Origin of the sequence: Nitrospira sp. (genome assembly GCA_030653545.1) — a bacterium.
Taxonomy (GTDB): Bacteria; Nitrospirota; Nitrospiria; order Nitrospirales; family Nitrospiraceae; genus Nitrospira_D.
In genome coordinates this window covers 1-21072 of sequence record JAURZE010000020.1, presented here as the reverse complement: position 1 = coordinate 21072, position 21072 = coordinate 1, and the positions used below count along the sequence as shown (strand labels likewise).

The 21072-nt window shown below is 58.9% G+C and carries 18 protein-coding genes; 10 read left to right on the top strand and 8 right to left on the bottom strand.

The genetic code is table 11. From position 1 onward, the window contains the following. Positions 1–82: 82 nt before the first annotated feature. Complete coding sequence (locus Q7U39_06665; protein MDO9117619.1) at positions 83–2434, bottom strand: caspase family protein; 2352 nt, start codon at positions 2432–2434, stop codon at positions 83–85. A gap of 145 nt (positions 2435–2579) precedes the next feature. Here Q7U39_06665 and Q7U39_06660 point away from each other — a divergent pair, with 145 nt between their 5' ends. Continuing rightward, the gene (locus Q7U39_06660; protein ID MDO9117618.1) at positions 2580–4133 is read left to right on the top strand and encodes a CHASE2 domain-containing protein; all 1554 of its coding nucleotides are present in this window, start codon (positions 2580–2582) and stop codon (positions 4131–4133) included. Next, positions 4120–5073: a hypothetical protein gene (locus tag Q7U39_06655; protein ID MDO9117617.1), complete on the top strand. Its 954-nt coding sequence runs from the start codon at positions 4120–4122 to the stop codon at positions 5071–5073. The genes Q7U39_06660 and Q7U39_06655 overlap by 14 nt, the downstream gene beginning before the upstream one ends. A gap of 138 nt (positions 5074–5211) precedes the next feature. Here Q7U39_06655 and Q7U39_06650 read toward each other — a convergent pair whose 3' ends face one another. The 3 genes from Q7U39_06650 to Q7U39_06640 form a co-directional block, all read right to left on the bottom strand. Further along, positions 5212–6390: a methyltransferase domain-containing protein gene (locus tag Q7U39_06650; GenBank protein MDO9117616.1), complete on the bottom strand. Its 1179-nt coding sequence runs from the start codon at positions 6388–6390 to the stop codon at positions 5212–5214. 145 nt (positions 6391–6535) lie between these two features. Further along, positions 6536–7903: a glutamate-5-semialdehyde dehydrogenase gene (locus tag Q7U39_06645; GenBank protein ID MDO9117615.1), complete on the bottom strand. Its 1368-nt coding sequence runs from the start codon at positions 7901–7903 to the stop codon at positions 6536–6538. Positions 7904–7982: 79 nt separating this feature from the next. After that, a complete protein-coding gene (locus Q7U39_06640; protein ID MDO9117614.1) occupies positions 7983–9296 on the bottom strand; it encodes a hypothetical protein in 1314 nt (437 codons plus the stop codon). 214 nt (positions 9297–9510) lie between these two features. Here Q7U39_06640 and Q7U39_06635 point away from each other — a divergent pair, with 214 nt between their 5' ends. From Q7U39_06635 to zwf, 5 genes are all read left to right on the top strand, one after another. Beyond that, entirely contained in the window at positions 9511–10539 is a 1029-nt protein-coding gene (locus Q7U39_06635) for a GntG family PLP-dependent aldolase (GenBank protein MDO9117613.1), read from the top strand. Between the two features lie 69 nt (positions 10540–10608). Next, the gene (locus Q7U39_06630; protein ID MDO9117612.1) at positions 10609–10836 is read left to right on the top strand and encodes a hypothetical protein; all 228 of its coding nucleotides are present in this window, start codon (positions 10609–10611) and stop codon (positions 10834–10836) included. Then, positions 10833–11621: a hypothetical protein gene (locus Q7U39_06625; GenBank protein ID MDO9117611.1), complete on the top strand. Its 789-nt coding sequence runs from the start codon at positions 10833–10835 to the stop codon at positions 11619–11621. Before Q7U39_06630 ends, Q7U39_06625 begins: the two co-directional genes overlap by 4 nt. Before the next feature lie 142 nt (positions 11622–11763). After that, a complete protein-coding gene (gene gnd / locus Q7U39_06620; GenBank protein ID MDO9117610.1) occupies positions 11764–12657 on the top strand; it encodes a decarboxylating 6-phosphogluconate dehydrogenase in 894 nt (297 codons plus the stop codon). A gap of 28 nt (positions 12658–12685) precedes the next feature. Then, the gene (gene zwf, locus Q7U39_06615; protein ID MDO9117609.1) at positions 12686–14230 is read left to right on the top strand and encodes a glucose-6-phosphate dehydrogenase; all 1545 of its coding nucleotides are present in this window, start codon (positions 12686–12688) and stop codon (positions 14228–14230) included. A 7-nt stretch (positions 14231–14237) separates the two neighbouring features. On the opposite strand, the gene Q7U39_06610 is transcribed toward zwf, so the two are convergent. Next, positions 14238–14561, bottom strand: a complete 324-nt coding sequence (locus Q7U39_06610) for a thioredoxin domain-containing protein (protein ID MDO9117608.1) — start codon at positions 14559–14561, stop codon at positions 14238–14240. Between the two features lie 5 nt (positions 14562–14566). Then, positions 14567–15199: a GDSL-type esterase/lipase family protein gene (locus Q7U39_06605; protein MDO9117607.1), complete on the bottom strand. Its 633-nt coding sequence runs from the start codon at positions 15197–15199 to the stop codon at positions 14567–14569. Between the two features lie 139 nt (positions 15200–15338). Here Q7U39_06605 and Q7U39_06600 point away from each other — a divergent pair, with 139 nt between their 5' ends. From Q7U39_06600 to Q7U39_06590, 3 genes are all read left to right on the top strand, one after another. Further along, positions 15339–17204, top strand: a complete 1866-nt coding sequence (locus Q7U39_06600; GenBank protein ID MDO9117606.1) for a hypothetical protein — start codon at positions 15339–15341, stop codon at positions 17202–17204. Continuing rightward, positions 17201–18775, top strand: coding sequence for an HD domain-containing protein (locus tag Q7U39_06595; protein MDO9117605.1), 1575 nt, complete (start codon positions 17201–17203; stop codon positions 18773–18775). Before Q7U39_06600 ends, Q7U39_06595 begins: the two co-directional genes overlap by 4 nt. A 96-nt stretch (positions 18776–18871) precedes the next feature. Then, entirely contained in the window at positions 18872–19423 is a 552-nt protein-coding gene (locus tag Q7U39_06590; GenBank protein ID MDO9117604.1) for an OmpH family outer membrane protein, read from the top strand. Positions 19424–19452: 29 nt separating this feature from the next. On the opposite strand, the gene Q7U39_06585 is transcribed toward Q7U39_06590, so the two are convergent. Both Q7U39_06585 and Q7U39_06580 read right to left on the bottom strand, forming a co-directional pair. Further along, entirely contained in the window at positions 19453–19812 is a 360-nt protein-coding gene (locus Q7U39_06585; protein ID MDO9117603.1) for a hypothetical protein, read from the bottom strand. Beyond that, entirely contained in the window at positions 19809–20840 is a 1032-nt protein-coding gene (locus tag Q7U39_06580; GenBank protein MDO9117602.1) for a PA0069 family radical SAM protein, read from the bottom strand. Before Q7U39_06580 ends, Q7U39_06585 begins: the two co-directional genes overlap by 4 nt. Between the last annotated feature and the right edge of the window lie 232 nt (positions 20841–21072).

Below are 21072 nucleotides of genomic sequence, written 5' to 3'. Positions count from 1 at the left end.
GTACAAAGGGAATAGGGGTCTCGTCAAGTATCGGGCATTCTGGCCGAATAGCCCTACGCCCTATTTTATTGATAGCTAGCAGTCAAGAACCGTGCGGGGCTCCTGCCGGCGAACTCCTGAGAAACAGCCGGTCAATCGACCAGTCCATCTCTCCACGTAAGGGATGCGATGGGCTCACCACCGGCCCCGATTCAACCAGCTCGGACAGATAGGGAATAGGTCTGGCAGACGTGATCAACAGGTACGTGTCTACTCCGTAGGGCGGATGAATAGAGATGAGGCCGGCTTCGCCAAGCGACACTTCCGAGAGAGCACCAGCCGATCGGTTTAACTCTTCCGGAGAGGGAAGGACGTTTGACCGTTCCAGGCTGGCAGAAGTAGGAAATAGTTGCGTAGTGCTCCCTTCACGATCGATGACAAACACATACACATATCTCGCTTGAAGTCCCCACCCCTCCTGAATCGCCTCAATCTGCTTCGTGTCGGCCCCTAACACCATTTGATAGGTGCCTTCAACCAGTTCACCACGATCGATCACGGAATGGTCGGTCACTCGCTTGAAAGCCAGTCGATACGGATACCGGCTCTCGCCCTGGGTTCCGCTGATCGTCAGCCAATAATGGAGCTTGGCAAGCCTCGCGAGGCAATTCCGGAGATCTCCCGACTCGCACGCTCCGGATCCGGGCGGGGTGCCGCTCCAAATCGTCCGCTCAGGCAGGGGCAACCCGGACCTGGCGGACCGACCGTTGGTCGACTGGGACAATCGCGTCAACACCCACGCGTATTCCACCTGCGAACCGACCATCCGTCCGACGAGCGTGTACAACGCTTCATCCGGGTTGGCGACAACCGTCACCCCGCGGGAGGACAACCCTCGAACATCAAGCGCCCGAGCGACATCACGAGTGGGGGGAACACTGATGAACAATGCCTCCCCGGATGAACTCGACCGCATATGAGAAAAAACCTCCAGCGCGCTTGGGGACTTTCCCAAGGATCGGGGAGCACCCGCCTGAGACCAGAGCACCCATTCCTTTCCATTCCACGAGAGAATTTGGCCTGAATTTGAGACTGTCGGATCTTCAACCATCCTCACACCGTGACGAGCGGCAAGACTCGCCACCTCCCTGGCGAGCCCCCTCACCCGACGATGGTCCGCCACAGATGGCGGCACCCAAACAGGCAACGCCGAGACGGATTGGACCCCACGCCGAACGACCTCAAATTCATCGCCGGGCTTGAGATCCTGCCAGTTTCCAGTCACGACCCGGGCACGGCTCTTCGTCAGACTCCGGACGTCAGTGACCCGAAGCCGCACCGGTGGCTTTCCTGGGATCTTGGCAATCCGTTCAACCTCCGTATCCGGAGTCAACCCAATCGCAACTCCCCCCTGAAGCTCCACATCGTCGGCCGCATAGGCTTGGATGAGATTGAGACGAATCCCCGTCGACATTGGGCCGGCAGTCCCCCCGAATATGGGGGCATGGCGGCGTGAGGCCATGCCGGCAATGGACGGCTCCTGCTGATGCCCTTCCGCCATGAGACGCGCCGTTACCCGGTCAAACAGCCGATCCGCCGACACCCGGGGCGACATTTCGTTCAGCGATTGAATGAGTGCCAGTGAAAATGCGCCGTGCCATTCCCGAACCGAACCCGTAATCTGAAGCGTCTCCTTAGCCTGTTGATCCTCCTGGGCAGCAGAAATGATCAATGCCCCCTCCCGCTTCTCCGGTTCCAACCCTGGGGCATGGGCGACCTGATCGGGGGGTAAAAACGCAGCGATGTCCCGATCGTCTTCCTCGAGAAAGCGCGCGGTGGAGGAGATTGGGGCCGCGCTTCTTGAAATGGACCCGCTGTGGCAACTATCGAAGAGAGCGGTCAGCCAGGCCCCCTTATCCAACACCTGGGAAAAAAGACGGCCCCACTCCTTGTCCCGGATTTCGACAAACGCACGGTTCCCGGCGCCGACATTGGCGTCAGCAGGAACGACCGTCTCATCTTTGCCGTCCAGTTCTGTTGAGCGGGAGTTTCGAACGCGAGACCCGTGCCCGGCATAGAAGAAAATACTCTGATCGCCCTGCTTGGCGGAATCGATCAGATGTCGCTGGAACGTTGAAAGAATCGCCTGCCTCGTGGCCTCTTCGTTCGCGAGAACAATCACATTCTGCGGCTCAAAGCCAAGACGATGGATCAACACCTCGCGAAGCGCACGCACATCATTGACGGCCCCTTTGAGATTCGTCCAATGACGCCGTCCGGAAGGAGGAATCGATGATCCTGTTGCGGATGAACCGGGCTGCGCGTAGCGGTCAATCCCCACCAGAAGGGCTCGGCGGGCGCCGCCGTCCGCTCCCCAGGCATCCTCACGCTGGATTGAGATAGCCACAATACAGAACGTCGTGGCTGCCAGAAGAACTGCCACAAACCGCTTCATCACGGCTCCATGGAAATCACCATCCCCATCGCCCACGGTCGGCCGGTTACGCATCCGATGCACGATCCCCTAGTACCTTGTCCGATAGCCAGTCTGCTAGACTAGCCGTCACCGGTCGGATTGGAACGGGACCGACCTTCGCATTATGGCAAACAAGGCTACCACATCTCTTGCGCGCGCCGCACTCGCCTATCTTCGCCGAGGATGGAACATGCTGGCCCCGTTTCTCCAGCACCTCCTCAAGAGTCTCGGCATCGGCATCATCGCCGCACTCATCCTGCATGTCGCCCGCCCCTACGTACCGGGACTCGCAGGCGCCGAAACTGCTGCAACCGATTGGGCGATCAAGTTCTGGGAGGATCGACTCGACACAGCCCACCCGCGAGATGATCGATTCGTCTTCATCGACATCGACGAGCCCACGTATCGGGCCTGGAATGACCCTCTCTTTGTCCCCCGTGAAAAACTCCTCCGACTCATTCAATTTGCCCTGGAATCCCAGGCCAAACTCCTGGTGGTTGACATTGAACTCACCAAATATGCTCCCCGAACAATATCGACCGCATCAACCCCACATCCCAGCATAGAGCCCGACAATCCTGACGATGCGCTCGCCGCATATCTCCGCCGCTACTCGGAACGATTCGCCTCTGCCCAGGAACCGACCGCCATCGTTCCAACACATATCATTCTGGCGAGGACCATACGCTCCCGATTGCGATCCGGGCTGTCAGCGCCCGGAGAAGCCTATGGCGAACAGACAGACGCGATTCGAGAAGAGCGTTCCTCTGAGTTTCTTGAGTCTATCGTTGCAGGCTCGTCCGTCTTGCACTGGGGCTCGCCGCTCAGTGATCGCGACGACGACGGGCTCGTACGGAACTGGCGGCTGCTTGAACCAACCTGCCTCAAAGACGAACCGCACGCGATCCCTTCGATGGCCCTCTTGTCCTGGGTCCTCCGACGGGCCCCGCTCTTGAATCCGGCCTCATCAACCCCGGCAACATTTAAGGAGGAATTACGCAGGCGATTCGCGCCCTCACGGACAGCTTGCGGGCCATCATCGAAGCCGGGCGCCTTTCCGGTCGCCGTGTCAATTAGTCCGTGGATACTCATGGACCAGGTTCTTGCCAAACCGCTTGTCCTCAGTACCAAGCCGTCGGACCTCGAGCAGCGGATCTTCTACAAATTTCATCCGGGCACCGCCCTGGCCGGGCAATTCTCACGAGTTCCGGCGAAACTGATCACCGATTCAGCACCGGATCAGGCCGTGAGTCAGGACTGGATCAACGACGCCATTGTCGTGATCGGGAGTAGCCACGAGACAGGCAGAGACCTCCATCTCACCCCTATCGGAGAAATGCCGGGGGCACTTGTGGTAATTAATCAAATCAACGCGCTGTTGGAATTCGGGCAATTTCAAGAGCTGAGTCGGGGGATACGGTGGATCGGGCTGCTGTTATTGATCGCCATCTTCAGCCTGGTCTTTTCATTCTTCACCAAGGCCTGGGGAGCGCAAGTTTCAACCTTTGTGATCAACGCCATTCTGCTCCCGTTGAGTTTATGGCTTTTTCAGTACGGATGGTGGCTCGATCTGGTGTTCCCGCTCTTTGTGCTGCAGGCCTATCAGAAATTTGTGGATCTCAAGGTTACCCCTTCACCTATGATTCGGCGACATGGTGAGATTCATGAACCCCAATAATGGCATGAGGCCAACCCATCAACGGCCGTTAAGTTGGCTTCGCCTTCTTGGATTAGCGGTCTTGGCCCTCGTTGCACCGTATAGCGGCGTGGACATTGCCGGAGCTAAGAAGCCACACCTCCCGGGTGTCGGCTATGTGGAGCAACTGGTCGGCCCCATCAGTGAGATTCATCTTGAGCGAGACGGGGCACCCGTCGCGCTCGCCCTCTTACTCCCGTTACAGACCGGTGATCGGGTGACGGTGAACGGCGCCGGCAATGAACTCCATATGCGGCTCGGCACACGCCCTCAGGTCATCACTGCAGCGACCTCTCCGTTTCAAATTCCCGAGATTGAAGTCCCGCCGGGATTTCTGACCCGTCTCGGTTCAACCCTTGTAGCAGTCGGCAAACGATTGACCACGCAATATGTCCATTCCTCAGTGCCGGTCAGCACGAGTAGCCGGGGCAAGGATGCCCCCCTCGCGATGACGCTGGTTGAGGATGGGGTGAGCCGCATTAGCCCGAACCGCGCTGATCTCTTCATCGCCTGGGATGGAGGAACGGCTCCCTATGTGGTCCGCATTCGGGGAAAGATGAAAGGGGACATTGCTAGGCAGGAAGTGGGCGACCATACTCGCGCGCGCTTGACGCTGCCTGCCGGGGGAATCCAGCCAGGAACTATTCAGATCGTGGTACAGGATGGTAAGGGAGCGACCACGCAGAAAACATTCGACGTGGTATCCCCTTCCGCGTTGCCGACAGCACCGCCAGAGCTGACAAGGGATGATCTCCCGTCAGAACTCCACGCGGTTCTCATAGCTGACTCGCTGCTACGAAGCAATCGCCGAATGTGGAAACTCGAAGCCTACCAGCTGATCGCTCCATTCGCTGACGCATACGAGCCAGCCCGTCTCTTCCGCGATTGCCTCGAGATAGAACAGACCTGTCTGTCTCATTGACCGCAATTCCCAGCAAGCAAGGTATTCCGCTCCTGCAAGGACACGAACCCCAAGGGAACCGGCAGCCTCTTAGTCCTGACCACTCACACCAGGCAACCTCAGCACCAACTACACGAGCAACCCGTTACCCGGGGACTCTCACGAAGAAAGAATCTCTTGATAGTAGGAATCGAGGAGTGCCTTACGGGCAGTCTCAACCACGATGAGTTGCCGTTGGTCAAAGGTGTTGGCACAATAGAGATAGATCTGTCCTTCGGCCGATCCGAGTTCGACATGCAACTGCCTGCCGTCGGACTCCCGGCGAGTCTCTTCCTGCTGTACCAGACGATCGGCGAGCAATTCCAGGGCCCGCTGCGCCGACGGCCAATGATTTTCATACAGCGGTATGTCCGGATCTTGTGGAGCGGATCGAAGCATCGCTCGATTGAACGGCAAGCCTTCGTCCGGTTCCGGCGCTTCATTCCATGTGAGAGAACGCGCACTCTCCTTCTGCACCACATAGAACGGCCCGTCGTTGGCAACTTCTTCGACAAGACGATACCGGATCGGCTCAGGGTTCTCGATCAATTGCAGGCCCCGTCGTGCCAGTGCCCGTTGAAACGGCACGCGCCGGGCAAGCTGGCGGGTCTTCTCGAAGATGACCATGCATCCACCCCGACTGAGTACCTCGCTGAGCCGATCGAGCCGCGCATCGATGCCGGTCCGCTGCTCAAACGCATCCTGCTGCCGTTCATCGTGCACCCGCTCAAAAGTCTTCCAGTCACGACTCGGCATTCCCGGATCTTGCTCAGCTTGAACCAACGCATGAGTCGCGATGATCCGATCATACGATCCGCGAAGCGCTTCCACGTCCACATCACGGCATTCGAAGCGGACATTGCTCAGCCCCAATTCACTGGCTTTCGATTGCGCCACGGCAATCGACCTGGAGGAGCGATCGATCCCAACAAACTGCGTCGCCGGGCAATGCCTTGCATAGAGCGTGGTGAGAATCCCCACCCCGCATCCATAATCCAGGACCGTGGCCGCCGCGCCGATTCGAGGCACCACACGGCGGCCGATCTCCATGAAGTATTCATAGCGCTGGCTGTAGAGGACGGAAAGAATATGAGCTTCCGCCGTCAGATCGTAGAAGGCGATTTCGTCCTGACGATCGCCGCTGCGCTTCCGCTCGACCTGCGCATTGAGCCGATTCAGATCCGCCGCAGACAGCGTCGCTCGCTGCCAGGCGAAGTAGTCCGCATCGGACGAGAATGATCGAAGACCCCAGCGGGCGAGGTGAGCATGAAGGGAGGCTTGCGGAGAATCGATCGACATACCTGATCAGCAGAACGAAATCGGCAGGATGCTCAAAACGGCTGTCCAGCAAGGCCGAAGCCAGCGCAGAGGCAACGCGTACTCACAGCAGTACGTGGAGCCCTGCGCGCCGCGAGAACGCCGCAGGCGGGCTGTTTCAACATCCTCACGCGCGCTTCAGCATGATGGCGTCTTCATAGGTGTCCGGCACCGGATGCGGATAGCGCAACTGCCCGCCGCCGAACGCCACATACTTCTCGTTCGTCAGCTGTTCGAGGCCGATCGGCCCTTTCGCCTGCACGCGAGACAGATTGAGACCGATGTCCGGCCCCATCCCATACCCGTCGCCGGAGTTGAGCCGCGTCGAGGCGTTGACCATCACCGCCGTCGCATCCACCTCTCGCGAGAAACGCATCGCGGAATTATAGTCGGACGTGGCAATCACGGCCGTCAGACAGGGCCCATGGTCGGCAATGTGCGCCAGCGCCTCATCGAGCCCCGCCACCATCTTGATCGCCAAGACCGGCGACTGGAACTGCCGGTCCCAGTCTTCGTCGGTGGCCGGAGTGACCGCTTCGTGTCCGGTCATCGCCATTTGTCCCATGAGCGCCACGGTTTTCGGACAGCCGATCACCTGAATCTTATATTCTTCAAGCAGACGGCGAATGAGCGCCGCCAAGAACGGCCGCGCCATCCCCTGCTGCACTAACAGGGTATCAATGGAGTTGGTGGAGGTCGCATGCTGAATCTTTGAATTGATGACGACGTTCTGCGCGATAGGGATATCCACGTCCGCATCGACGTAGGCATGGCTGATCCCGTAGTCGTAGCAGAGGATCGGCATCTTCGCCTGCTCATGCATGGCTTTGCGAAGGCCAGGCCCGCCACGAGGCACGATCGCATCCACGCTCTTCCCGGCGCGCATGATTTCCAGCGCCACTTCCTTCTCGGGCCGGTCGACCAACAACCAGGCGCCTGAGGGAATCCCTGCGCGCTCCGCCTCTTCACGCATGCGCGATTCAATGGCCTGATGCGTCCGATTCCATTCGAACGCCGGACGAAAGACACACACGTTTCCGGACTTGAGACAGAGGGCCAAGGACTCCACGGTAATCAACGGTTTCATTTCTGAAATCACGCCGACCACCCCGATGGGCACGCGAACCCGGTTTACTTGCAACCCGTCAGGCCGCTCCCACCGCTTGGTCACCGCACCGACCGGATCGGGCAAATCCGCGATCAGACGAAGACGGTCGGCCAACTCCTTCACATCATCCGGCATCATCCGCACGCGCGTGACCGCTTCTTTCACCCGCTCTCCCCGCAACCCTTCCCCAAGCAGCGTCTTGCCCACGGCATCGACATCCAGCACGTTCGCCGCAAAAATCTGTTCCTCATCCGCTTGCAACCGGTCCGCCATAGCACGCAGCGCGCGATCCTTCACGGGGCCCGAGAGCAACGCCAAGGGACGCTGCACATCGCGGCATGTTTTCAACAACTTATCGATGTACATCTTAACGGGAACTTCCGGCATGTGACCCCCCGTGAGAAATGAACCGTCGCGCGAGCGTGCGACTATAACATGCGATTTTTTAGGGAGTAAAGACGACCCTCTACCGTACAGTTGGCTCTCCGCGCTGCAACGCAGCTTCCTGCCGACCCAGTCTCCAGCCGATCCAGCCCCAGAGCAGCATCATCGGCACCAGCACGCCGGCCAGGATGCCAGTCGTCGCCCCCAGAGCTTTGACCCCGGACACTAGCCAGCCGGTCGAGGCATCGCCCCCTCGCGATACGGCCGTATCGATGAAGTTCTTGGCTTTGTACTTGTCCTCACGATTCAACACGGTAAAGAGCACTTCACGGGCCGGCTTGGCAATGGCATATTCCCCCACCCGCCGCGCCACCGTGAGCGACAGAAAGACTGGCAGCAGAGGACTGACCACAATGGCCGCGAAGCCCGCCGCCGTCACAACCGGAAGCACCAGCAGCGCCGCTCCCAACCCGTACCTGAGCACCAGCCGATTCGTCACCCACACCTGCATCACGAAGGTCAGCACATTCACGATCAGGTCCATCCCGGCAAACAGACGAGTCCGGGCTTCAGGCGTAGGAATCTCACGCCCCACCAAAGCAGTCTGCTCCATATACAGCACCGTCGCCGACATCGTGAGGAGGAAGAGATACGCACAGATGCCCAAGAGATAGGGAGAAGCCGCGACCGCACGAATTCCTGCCCACATACTGCCGCCCAAGGGCATGTCTCCCTCGATCTTCCCCCGAGGTGTGTGGGCGGCGGCCCACCGGTCCAGTCGAGCAATACAGACGCCGCAGAGCGCCAGCATTCCCGCCGACGCCAGCATCAACACAGGAATAGGCCATAGGTAGGTAATGCCCGTTGTCGCCAATGGGCCTGCGATCGCACCCAGACTCCCCCCCGCGGCAATCACCCCAAACAACCGAACGCCCTGCGCAGGGGCAAACACGTCGGCCATGAAGCTCCAAAACACGGACACCACGAACAGATTGAACACCGAGAGCCAGACGAAGAACGCCCGGGCGATCCACTCCGGATGCCACTGTGCCGTCATCGCCGCAAAAAACAGCAGCAGATGGCTGATGAAAAATCCATAGACCGACAACAGCAGGCGCGCGCGCGGCAACCGGGCCGACAAGAATCCAAACAGAGGCGTGGCAACGAGAAGCGTGAGAAACGTCCCGGTCATCATCCAGGGCAAATGCCGCACGCCGCCTTCAATGGCCATCTCATCGCGCACCGGCCGCAGCATGTAGTAGCAGCACAACAGGCAGAAGAAATAGACAAACGACCAGAGCAGCGGCACCCGCTCCTCCGGCTCGGCCTTCACCCATTTCCAGATCGACAACTGCGACACAGTCTCCTTCCGATTCGTCTCCAGACAGTGCCCCACCGCTCTCCTCTCCCGCAAGAGAAAAAATTTGCTAGAATGGGCGCGGGATATCTACTACCACTCACACGCTCATCAGCAGGATGCTCAAACAGACTGTCCAGCAAGACCGCAGCGAGCGAAGGACCGAGACGTACTTTCTGGAGTACGTTGAGGACCTGAGCGATGCGAGAACGCCGCTGGCAGGTTGTTTCAGCATCCTGCCTCAGGAGGCCTCATGATCGATCTCCGCAGCGACACCGTCACGCAACCCACCGATGCCATGCGCAAAGCGATGGCGCGCGCCGAAGTGGGGGACGATGTCTATGGGGAAGACCCGACGGTCAATCGACTGCAGGACATGGCCGCCGCCTTGCTCGGCAAACGCGCCGCGCTGTTCGTACCCTCCGGCACCATGGGCAACCAGTTGGCGATTCGTGCGCACACTCAGCCGGGACAGGAAGTCATCGTCGAGAGCAAGTCGCACATCGTGCGGTATGAACAGGGCGCCGCCGGCGCCCTCGCGGGCGTCCAGTTGCATTGGGTCGTCGGCGAGCGAGGCATCATGACGGCTGAACAGGTCGAAGCGGCGATCAGACCCACAGACCCGTACTCCATTCCGACGGGGCTCATCTGCATCGAAAACACGCACAACAGCGGCGGCGGCACCATCTATTCGCTGTCGACCATTGAAAAAATTCGCGCCATCGCGACGAAGCACGGAATCCCGATGCATCTCGACGGCGCCCGACTGTTCAATGCCGTCGCCGCGACGACCCTGCCGGCCGCCACCTATGCGCAACATTTCGAAACGGTGTCCTTCTGCCTCTCCAAGGGTCTCGGGGCGCCGGCCGGCTCCCTGCTGGTCTCCAGCGATATCCCGCTGATCGAACGCGCCCGCCGCTTCCGCCGCATGTACGGCGGGGCCATGCGCCAGTCCGGCATCCTCGCGGCCGCCGGCATTCATGCGCTCGAGCATCATGTCGCCCGACTGAAGCACGATCACGATCATGCCAAGAAACTCGCGCGTGCCTTGCAGCAGATTCCGGCCGTACGCATCGCGCCACAACATGTCGAGACCAACATTGTGATCTTCGATGTCCCCGACCATCGCCTGGCCCCGGCTGATCTCGTGACCCAACTCAAGGACCACGGCGTGCTCATCCACGCGATCGGAGGCCGCAGCTTTCGCGCCGTCACCCATTTAAATATTTCAACGAAACAGATCGACGAAGCCGCCGAAGTCTTTGCCCGAGTCCTCCGCTGACCACGGCGTCCGTTGACACCTCCTTTCAACGACACATACAATGCGCCCCATCGATCAACAGGAGCCGCGATGACCCTCCAGGTGGTGTCGTTCCAACAGATCAGCCGTATTCTCGAAGTGACCGATGCGCTGGGGCTCAACCGGGAATGGGTCGAGATCCCGCTTTCCCCGGAAACCCCGGGTGTCGTGCGCCGCCTGCACAACGGAAAACTCGAAATCATCGTTGACGCCGAACAGCCCTTCGAACAATGGCTCAGCGCATTGCCGCAACACATCCAACAGGTCCCTGGAGCATGATGGACAGTCCCCTCTCCACCCCGGTCCCAACCAGGGAAGAACTGAACGCCGAGCTTCTTGAAGTCCCTGAACCGCCTGAGCAGCCGCCCATTCCTGAACCGCCGGGATTCGATGACAGCGTCGAGATGGCGCTCACACACATCCGCGGCCGCCGGGGAGGTGACCTGGTTGGTATTCTCATGGTGGGCTCCGGGGCGCGGCGCGCCCTCACCCCCCATAGTGACATCGATCTCATTGCGCTCGTGAAAGGGGATCGGGAAGGCCACGAAATTTTGCGAGCCGGCGAACGGCTTGTGGACATTCGCTACTTCGGCCATAAGCTGATCGAAGACGAACTGGCCTATTCCACTCGCCTGCCCTCGCTGCTGCGGAAAGCGCGCCTCCTCTTCGATCACGACGGCATCAGCGCCAAGCTGATCGAAAAAGCGAACCAGCGATTCCGACAAGGCCCCACTCCGGCCTCGATGAACGAGCAAATCCGTCTGAAGGCCGAATGCCTCCACTTACTGGGCAAGGCTCAGGACGTGACTGAAAAACCGGCCCTGGCCCACTATCTGCTCACGCTGTTTTTTGAAGAATGCACGATGGCATTCTTCCGGATCCGAGGCTTCTGGCTGACCGCCCCGGTCGATATCCACCGGTTCATGTCCTCCCGCGAACCGGCCCTGGCGGAACTGGCGGCTCGATTCCTCCTCACCGCAAATCTTTCGGAACGACTCAACTTTGGGCGGCAAATTGCCGATCTACTCTTTAAGGACGTCCCGAATCCCGCTCGAATCGATTAGCCCCTCTATCTAGCGGACCGGGACCCCCTGCAGTTGTACGAATTCGAACCGTTACAGGACATGGGAACGGATCCCCCACGTTCCCGTTATGCATCGATTCACCGCTCACGTCCGTTCTCGGCACGGATGCCAAGGAGTCGTTATGGAACTGGGATTTATCGGGCTCGGGAAAATGGGCATGAACATGGTCACCCGGTTGCGGAGGGACAACCACCGTGTGGTCGTCTTCGATTTTGTGGCAGACCTGGTCAAACAAGCCGAGGCACAAGGCTGCATCGCGTCGTCATCTCTTGCCGAGATGATCGGCAAACTGGCCGCTCCCCGGACCGTCTGGGTCATGGTCCCTTCCGGCGCGCCGACCGAAGAAACCGTGAAAGCCGCCGCCGCTCTGCTTCAACCGGGCGACACGATTGTCGATGGCGGAAACACCCGGTTTCACGATGACGTTCGTCGGGCCGCCGACCTCAAGAAGAAGCAACTCCATTACGTTGACGCCGGCACCAGCGGCGGGATTTGGGGGCTCAAGGTCGGCTACTGCCTGATGATCGGTGGAGAAGAAGCGCCGGTGAAACGGCTCACCCCGCTCTTCACGACACTGGCCCCCGAAAACGGTTGGGCCCATGTGGGCGGACATGGCGCCGGGCACTACGTGAAAATGGTGCACAACGGCATCGAGTACAGCATGATGCAGGGCTATGCCGAAGGATTCGAATTGATGTCCAAGAGTGAATACAACCTGGACCTGGGCTGCGTGGCCGACCTCTGGATGCACGGCAGCGTGGTGCGCTCGTGGCTGCTGGAACTGGCGGTCGACGCACTGAAGGACGATCCCAAACTCGACAAACTCAAAGGCTTCGTGCAGGATTCGGGTGAGGGGCGCTGGATGATCGCGGATGCGCTTGAAAAGGACGTGCCGGTTCCCACGCTCACCACGGCCCTCTTCACGCGCTTCCGATCCAGACAGGACCAATCGTTCGCGGAAAAAATGCTCGCCGCACTCCGCAACGCGTTCGGCGGGCATGCCGTCCGCCGGTAACGACGGTCTTCACCCGAGCGAACAAGAAATGGCCTTATCCAATCAACGCATAGAAATCAGCCCGGCGCAGGAAACCTTGGTTCCCGTTGAGCCGACGACATTGGTGATCTTCGGCGGATCGGGCGATCTTGCCAAACGCCGGTTGATTCCGGCGCTCTACAACCTGCTGCTGGACGGGTTGCTGCCGTCGAACTACGTCGTGCTGGGTCTCGGACGAAAACCGATGAGCGACGAAGAATTTCGCACGACCGTGCGGGACGGCGTAGTGAAACATTCCCGCCAGGCGTTGATCGAAGAAACGTGGAAGGCCTTTGCCAGCCATCTCTATTACATGGCCGGAGAGAACGACGATCCGAATACCTATGTCAGGCTGAAAGCCCGCGCTGAAGAACTCGAGCGCACGTTTCAGTTGCCGGGCAACCGCATTTTCTATCTAAGCATCCCTCCCAGTTCCTTCACTCCGGTATGCGAAGGGCTCTCCTCATCGGGCCTCGCAACGAAGACCGGTGGGCAAACATCCTATGCCCGCATCATTGTCGAAAAACCGGTCGGGCGCGATTTGAAGTCAGCTCAAGAGATCAACGCCGTCACCGGACGCGTGTTTGACGAATCGCAGATCTTCCGGATCGATCACTATTTGGGCAAAGAAACCGTTCAGAATCTGATGGTCGTGCGGTTCGCCAACAGCATTTTCGAACCGATCTGGAACCACCAGCACATCGACCACGTCCAGATCACGGTGAGCGAGGCCGAAGGCGTCGGAACCAGGGCCAGCTACTACGAGGAAGCCGGCGCATTGCGCGACATGGTCCAGAACCACATCCTCCAACTGCTCTGCCTGGTGGCGATGGAGCCGCCCTACTCGCTCGACCCGGATGTGGTCCGCAACGCCAAGATGGAAGTGCTCCGCTGCCTGCGCCCGATCACCGGCAAAGATGTCGAGGCATTTACGGCGCGCGCGCAATACACCGAAGGGACCTCCCACGGCGAGACGATGCCGGGCTATCGTCGGGAGAAAGGCGTGAACCCTACCTCGACCACGGAAACCTATGTGGCGGTGAAATGCTTCGTCGAAAACTGGCGCTGGTCCGGCGTGCCGTTTTACCTGCGCACCGGCAAAGCCCTACCGCTCCGCGCGAGTGAAGTGGCGGTGCAGTTCAAAGACATTCCGCAGATTCTCTTCAACGCCAACGGGCTATCGCCACAGGCACCGAACGTATTGACCCTGCGCATCCAGCCGGAAGAAGGCCTGTCGCTCAGAATTGTCTCGCGCGTCCCTGGGACGAGGGCACAAACCCACCCGGTCGAAATGGATTTCAAATATGGAGAAGTGTTCGGGAGACCGTCGCCGGAAGCCTACGAGCGATTGCTCTTGGACGTGATGGCCGGGGATGCGTCACGCTTCATGCGCCGCGACGCCGTGGAAGCTTCCTGGGCCTGGATCACCCAAATCCTCGATGGCTGGCAGCAGTCCGGCCAGCGCTGGCTCCCCGAGTACCAAGCCGGCACCTGGGGACCGGTCGAAGCCGACCGCCTCGTCCAGAACGACGGCCGCTCCTGGCGGACGCTCTAGGCCCTTCTCAACCTATCTGAAGCTGCCGCAGGATTTCCTCTTTCTTCCCCAGCCCGCCGATGAATCGTTCGAACGATCCACCGCGATAGAGGGCCAGAGCCGGGAGTGTTGATACTTCCAACTCGGCCGGGATCTGGAAATTCTCGTCGACATTCATGGTCAGGACCAGGAGTTTCTCCCCGAGCTCGTTCTGCAATTGCTCCAGTTCTTTCATCAAGCTTTTGCAATGGCCGCAGCCCGGCTTCCAGAACTCGACGAGTACCGGAACCATGGCGCGTTCGACCACCCGATCGAAATCTGCGTCAGTGACCGGTTGGAGGGGTGAGGGCATTGGAGCTACGAGGACTTTGACAAGGCAGGTTGGAGGACTTGCTGATACACCAGGTCGGCAAAAAGGCGATAGCCGGCGGTGGTGAGGTGCAATCCGTCGTTAGAATATTCACGGGCTAACAGATTCGTCTCAGGCTCAGCTGTGGCGGTGAAGAGATCGATGGCCGTGAGACTCTTCGTTCGACCATAGTCGAGAATCAGCCCATTCAGCTCATACCGCCGCTCTAAATGACCGGCGACCCAGTCTATCCCTTCCCGACTGCCGCCGGCATCTTCCACTCTCAAGGACGGAACCGTTACGGGCACCGGCATTCCTCCGGCGGCCAGCGTCTGCTCGTACATCTTCACCAGATTGCGCATAATGTCATGCGCCGGTCCGTTCCACCCTAAATCGTTGGTTCCACCCAGGATCACGACATAGTGAGGCGCGTGCGCCAGGACATCCTTCCGGAATCGCATGACCATTTCTCCCGTGAGTTCGCCGCAGATCCCGCTGATAGAAACCTGCCCGACCGATCCGAGTCTCTCTTGGAGTGTTTCTCCATAGGGCGTGGAGCCGCCTTGAGGGTTTTCTCTTGTGGGAGATTGGAACCCCGCGGTCAGGCTGTCACCGAAGCAGATGATCCGAACAGGCGGCATTGAGGTCATAGTGGAGCGATTGTACTGACCGCCTACAGGTCTGACAAGCCATGGCACTCGCGCAATCCTTCGTGAGTTCAGCTAGTCGAGAATACTGATTTCCTTGACGAATTTTCGACCTCCCGATAGGTGTATCACTATGTCTGATCTCAAGGCCGCACAAGAGATGATGGCAGCCGCGGTCGCGGCTAAGGGAACGGAAGATCCTGAGGTCGCCTCGGTCAAGCGCGTCTTAAAGCTTCTCGATAAGACCGCCAAATCCAATCGCACCTACGGAGCGACCAATCCGGTAGCGCTGAAATTTTCCCAGCAGCTCTTCGAAGAGCTTTCCAGTCATCTCGGCACCTACGCCAAGCTTACCTTCCTCGTCACCCGTTCGGAGTTGCTCTGCAAAGACGAGGTCGTCTACCAGGCCGAAAAAGAGGGTGGTAGCGAGAATCTCGCCTTCAAGCTCTACGCCGACGGTATCCGCGAACTCGTACTCCATCAAGGATTGACGCAGGAAGACCTGTCTTTCTTTCTCGATGCCCTCTGGGCAAGCCAGGATAAAGAGAACGACGACGACATTGTCACCCGCCTCTGGCAAAAGAACATGGCCGCTCTGACTCTGGTCACGGCGGAAGAAATCGCAAAAGCGTCAGGAGGATCGGACGCCTTCCTGAAGCTCGACACCGGGATGTCCTCATCGGACAGCACGCTCCGCGAGTTGCTTGACCGCGAGCGCTCAAGAAAATCGCAGAGCACCGGAACCGGAATTGGAAACGGAACGGGAACCGGAATTGGCACCACTGATGGAAGCGCGGCCGCCGGCGAACGACCGGGATCGGGAGAAGGCAGCCGTCAAGCCACGCGGTTTCAATCCGGACTGGTGGGATACGAAGTGACAGAGGAAGAGCTTGCCGCGCTCGCGAAAGAAATCGAAGAGGAGAGCCAGCAGGACAGTACGACGTACATTCTTGACGTGCTCACCGCGATTCTGGCGTCGGAACAATCTCCGGCCCTGCTGACCAAACTTTTCTCCCTGTGGGGCCACGTCATCACGGCTCTCTTTCAAGCAGGGAAATGGGCCGTGCTTGAGTCCGTCCTCAGCATCCTCCACGAAACCGAGGCAGTCCGTCCGGATATCGCCGAAGCCCATAAGCAACAGCTGGCCACCCTTCTGACCGGCCTGGGCAAACCGGAACACATCAAGGCCATCGAGTCGTACCTGAATCGGACGCCGAACCCCAACACCGAAGGACTCTCGACCGTGCTCCTTCTGATGGGCTCTGACGCCGTATCCCTCCTCTGCTCACTGATGGCAAACCTTGAGCACGCCGCCCATCAGGCGATTGTGGCAGAAACGCTCCACGCCTTAGCCAAAGACCACCCTGAACCGTTGATTCGAGGCCTCACTGATCGACGACCGGTCTATGTCAGAAATCTTCTGGCCATCGTCGCCAAGTGGAGCAATCCGATCTTCACCGAAGCGGTTGAAAAACTCGTGCGGTATCCGGATGCGCAGGTCCGCAAGGAAGCGATCCGGGTATTCGGTCTGCTCAGGCCTAACGGCAACGGCGCCAGACTCATCCTCTGCCTGTCCGATGCCGAGGATACTGTTCGTATCGCCGCATTGAAGTTGTTGGCCACCGGACAATATACCGCTCCGTTTCCCCAGTGGACCCCGATCCTCTCCGACGACACATTTCTGGAACGCCCGTTGAGCGAAAAGCGCGGACTGTATCAAGCGATCCGCGCCACCTGCGGAGATGAAGCCATTCCCTATTGGCAGGGTCTCTTCACCGAATGGGCCTGGACCAACAGGAAGAAAAAAGAGGAATGTGCCGTGCTGGCCGCCGAAGCCCTCGGGAAACTGGCCACCCCCGCCGCAATCGCCACCTTAGAACTCGGGAAGAAAAAAGGAAGCACCGCAGTTCGCCAGGCCTGCACCATGGCGATCTCGCAACTGCATAAGCAGTCCAAGGCAAGCACGCCTCAACCCACGCTACATGAGGACGCCCCGTGAGTGACTTCAAGCTCGTTCAGCCCGCCGCCAAGGACGACCAGACGCAGCCGCTGCTGACCCACGAAAAATCTCTGTCGCAGAAAATCGGCCACGGATCCGAGGCCGGCGACATTCTCGACCAGCAACTCGTCATGCTGGGCTTCCAGCTGATTACGCAACTCAACACGCTCATCAAGACCTCAAAGATTCATGGCCGGACCAACGCCGCGCTGGACAAGCCCGTTGAGACCATGCTCACGCTGATACAAACGCTGGCCCACGACCAGCCGGTCACCCTTCGGTTGCAAAACGACTTCCTGTTCCTCGGCGAAAGTCATCTGAAGGTCAACGCCCAACAGATGGCCGTCATCGGCAGCATCATCGATTCACTGAACAGGTGGAAAATCGGCGGCCTGACATTTGGTTCCGCCGTGGCATCGAAGGACCTTCGGGAATTCGCCTATCTCTTCGTCAGTCTGGATCCCACCACAAAATCCGTGGACGACTTCCGGCAAGAGCTGAAAGCGCGCGAAGTCAACGGCATCGACTTGGAGGATCCTCGCGAGCTGGAGCTCCACGAGGATCTCAATACCGGATCCGGTTCGGGGAAACCCGGCGAGACTACCACGGACCCGAAAGTTCAACAAAAGATCCAGTCCAAGAATGCCTACGCCAAAGCCGCCAGCGCCGTCGGGGGGCTCGAGAAGTCTGTGCGGGACGGCGGCACGGTCAACTTCAAGCAGGCGAAGCGAGCCATCCAGAACATCGTGGACTTGATGATGCAGGACGAGGCCACCCTCTTGGGATTGACCACCCTGCGATGCCACGATCAATACACGCACAACCACTCGGTCAACGTCTCCTTGCTCTCGATTGCCTTGGCCAACCGTACCGGCTATCCCAAGGTCGCGCTGGCGGATCTCGGATTAGCTGCGCTGTTTCACGACATGGGCAAATCGACGATTCCCCTTGAGGTGCTGAATAAGCCCGGCGAGTTTTCCGACGAAGAGTGGGTCGCGATGCGGAATCATCCGACCGAAGGCGTCCTGAGCCTCGCGGAGTTGCGTGGAATTACCAATCTCCCCGCCCGCATGGCCGCCGCCTCATTCGAGCATCACATGAACCTCGATTACTCCGGCTATCCGAAGTTGAAGACGCCCTGGAAACTGTCGCTCACCGGTCGCATCCTGATGATTGCCGACTGTTATGACGCCATGACCTCCTCACGCGTGTACCGGCGCGAACCGATGTCGCCCTCCAAGGTGCTGAACATCATGTTCGGCAAGTCGGGGAAAAGTTTTGACGCAACGCTCTTGAAGCTATTCGTCAACTGCGTCGGTATCGTCCCCATCGGCAGCCTCGTCATGCTGAATACCGACGAGCTGGCCGTCGTCCTCAAACCTGCAGTCGAGCGAGCCGATGCCGAACGACCGCTGGTGAAAGTCATTGCCGATCCCGAAGGCAACCTGATGGATAGCGGCCCGGAGCTGGACCTCACCAGCAAAGATGCATCCGGCGACTATCGTCACAGCATCGTGCGACTGATCGACAATACGGAGCATCAATTCGACACCAGTCGCTATTTCGTCTAGCCCCTTCGCACTGCCTTGACAGGCTCTCATCGCCTCGTTATTCTGACCGATGCTTACCCGCACATCCGTGTCGTGCTTAGCCTAAGGAGTGTTCATATGCGCATCCCCGTCGTACAGACGATTATCGTTACCGCCCTCTTCTCTCTGCTGCTGGGACCGCTCTCGACGACCGTGCAGGCAGCTGACGCCTTCAAGATGGGAGTCGTTGACCCGCAGACGGTCCTTGAGAAATCCAAAGCCGGCAAGAAAGCGCTTGAAGGGCTCAAGGAATACGTCACCACGAGACAGAAACTGCTCTCCCGGGACGAAGAAGAACTGCGGAATTATGAAAAACAGCTCAAAGAGCAACTCGCCAAGTTGGGCGAGGCCGAGAAGAAAGACAAAGAAGCGCAGTTCCGGACAAGAATCCAGGACTACCAAAAGCGCGCGCAGGAATTCAATCAGGAGCTTCAGGGCAAGCAGAAAGAACTCGTCGACGACTACATGAAGCGCATCGGCTCAGCCACACAAACAGTGGCCGAGAAGGGCGGCTTCTCGATTGTGGTCGACCGCGGAAGCGAACAGACCGTGAAAATCGTGATCTACAGCAAAGACACCGTCGATCTCACCGAACAAGTGATTAAAGAGTTCGATCGCGTAAACAAGTAGCGTTCTCGGGCTAGGCCGGCTGCCCTCTTTCAAGTGGACAGCCGGCCTCTCTCCAAGCCTTGATTCCCCCATCCATCGATACCACGCTCGTATAGCCCATCTGTTGCAGAGCGTCCGCCGCCAGTACCGAACGGAAGCCGCCGCCGCAATGCAGGACAATCGCCCTGCTTCTCCGGAATCATCGTTTCGATATCACGCTCGATAATTCCCTTGCCGAGGTGACAAGCCCCCTTGGCATGATCCGTCGCAAACTCATGGTCTTCCCGTACATCGATAAAGTGAAACTGCTCGCCGCGAACGATGCGGCGCTGTACATCCGCCACCGTACATTCCGTGACGCGCGCCCTGGCTTGCTCCACCAGCTTCAGAAACCCGGGATTGTGCTTCATCCTTCCTCCTCGTCATTAAACAATGCGGTCTGAACTCCGCCGGGTCGCCTGAACGTATCGGGAATCGCACCCTCCCGATCGCATGCAAAACCAGCCCGACGCCTCGCCACCTCGAACAACCGCTCGATCATCTGCCAATAGGTTCCCGATCCATGGTGGCGATCGAAAAAGGCTGACTCGGAGAGCCGGCCTCCTCGCACCTCGCGAAGGCGATTGGTGATTTTCGAGAATCGGTCCGGGAATGCGTCCTTGATTCGCTCCAGAAAAACGGACTCCACGCTACCGGAGAGCCGCAGCAAACTGAACGTCGCCGTGCACGCACCGGCGGCCCGCGCCCGCTCAAGCAGCTCAGGAATCGCTTCATCATTAAGCCCAGGAATCACCGGTGCGATTGAAATGCCGGTCGAGATCCCTGCCTCGGAGAGAACCTTCATCGTCTCGAATCGTTTGCCGATTGATGGAGCATGGGGTTCCATCTTTCTGGCCACCTCCTCATCGGTAAACGGAATACTGAAGTAAACCCGTATCCAGGATTGCTGACGCAGCTTCGTCAACACATCCAGGTCACGGAGCACCAATGCACCCTTCGTAATGATGCCCACCGGATTCCGATAGTCGGCACAGACTTCTAAACAAGCGCGCGTCAGCCCGTACGAGGCTTCCAACGGTTGGTAGCAGTCGGTGTTCCCGGAAAATACGATCAGCTCGCCCTTCCAGGACGGACGCTCAAATGCCTGACGCAACAGAGTTGCCGCATCCTCCTTCACCACCAGTTTGGACTCAAAATCGGTCCCGGCTCCGAATCCCCAATACTCGTGCGAAGGACGGGCATAGCAATAGGCGCAACCATGGAAACAGCCTCGGTAGGGATTGACGCTCCAGCGAAAGGGAAGATCGGGGCTGTCATTGCGACTCAGGATTTCCCGGCTCGCGTCGCGAAAGATCTGCACAGTTGCCGCGGGAGCAGGCTCCAGCAATTCACGATGAGACGAGTCAAATGGATTTGGAGGATTGGAGACCGTTCGCATGGCGTCATCGTGGCGACGTGAATAGCGATTGTCAATCCGCGGCTACGTCGTGCTTTGCCTCACGCGTTGCGTTGACTCTACCTAAACCCGATGCTAGTGTGGTGTCTCAATCATGGCTTTACAATGCTTGATCTTCTTCAGAATGTCGTCGACGGTTTTGGTCCACACGAACGGCTTGGGGTTCTTGTTATTGAGCCGAATGAACTCGTCGATCGCCGCAACCAACTCCGGC

Bases quoted from the DNA above. Each gene is read 5' to 3' on its own strand.
- Q7U39_06665 (MDO9117619.1), bottom strand. From the start codon at position 2,434: ATGAAGCGGTTTGTGGCAGTTCTTCTGGCAGCCACGACGTTCTGTATT.
- Q7U39_06660 (MDO9117618.1), top strand. From the start codon at position 2,580: ATGGCAAACAAGGCTACCACATCTCTTGCGCGCGCCGCACTCGCCTAT.
- Q7U39_06655 (MDO9117617.1), top strand. From the start codon at position 4,120: ATGAACCCCAATAATGGCATGAGGCCAACCCATCAACGGCCGTTAAGT.
- Q7U39_06650 (MDO9117616.1), bottom strand. From the start codon at position 6,390: ATGTCGATCGATTCTCCGCAAGCCTCCCTTCATGCTCACCTCGCCCGC.
- Q7U39_06645 (MDO9117615.1), bottom strand. From the start codon at position 7,903: ATGCCGGAAGTTCCCGTTAAGATGTACATCGATAAGTTGTTGAAAACA.
- Q7U39_06635 (MDO9117613.1), top strand. From the start codon at position 9,511: ATGATCGATCTCCGCAGCGACACCGTCACGCAACCCACCGATGCCATG.
- Q7U39_06630 (MDO9117612.1), top strand. From the start codon at position 10,609: ATGACCCTCCAGGTGGTGTCGTTCCAACAGATCAGCCGTATTCTCGAA.
- Q7U39_06625 (MDO9117611.1), top strand. From the start codon at position 10,833: ATGATGGACAGTCCCCTCTCCACCCCGGTCCCAACCAGGGAAGAACTG.
- gnd (MDO9117610.1), top strand. From the start codon at position 11,764: ATGGAACTGGGATTTATCGGGCTCGGGAAAATGGGCATGAACATGGTC.
- zwf (MDO9117609.1), top strand. From the start codon at position 12,686: ATGGCCTTATCCAATCAACGCATAGAAATCAGCCCGGCGCAGGAAACC.
- Q7U39_06610 (MDO9117608.1), bottom strand. From the start codon at position 14,561: ATGCCCTCACCCCTCCAACCGGTCACTGACGCAGATTTCGATCGGGTG.
- Q7U39_06605 (MDO9117607.1), bottom strand. From the start codon at position 15,199: ATGCCGCCTGTTCGGATCATCTGCTTCGGTGACAGCCTGACCGCGGGG.
- Q7U39_06600 (MDO9117606.1), top strand. From the start codon at position 15,339: ATGTCTGATCTCAAGGCCGCACAAGAGATGATGGCAGCCGCGGTCGCG.
- Q7U39_06590 (MDO9117604.1), top strand. From the start codon at position 18,872: ATGCGCATCCCCGTCGTACAGACGATTATCGTTACCGCCCTCTTCTCT.
- Q7U39_06585 (MDO9117603.1), bottom strand. From the start codon at position 19,812: ATGAAGCACAATCCCGGGTTTCTGAAGCTGGTGGAGCAAGCCAGGGCG.
- Q7U39_06580 (MDO9117602.1), bottom strand. From the start codon at position 20,840: ATGCGAACGGTCTCCAATCCTCCAAATCCATTTGACTCGTCTCATCGT.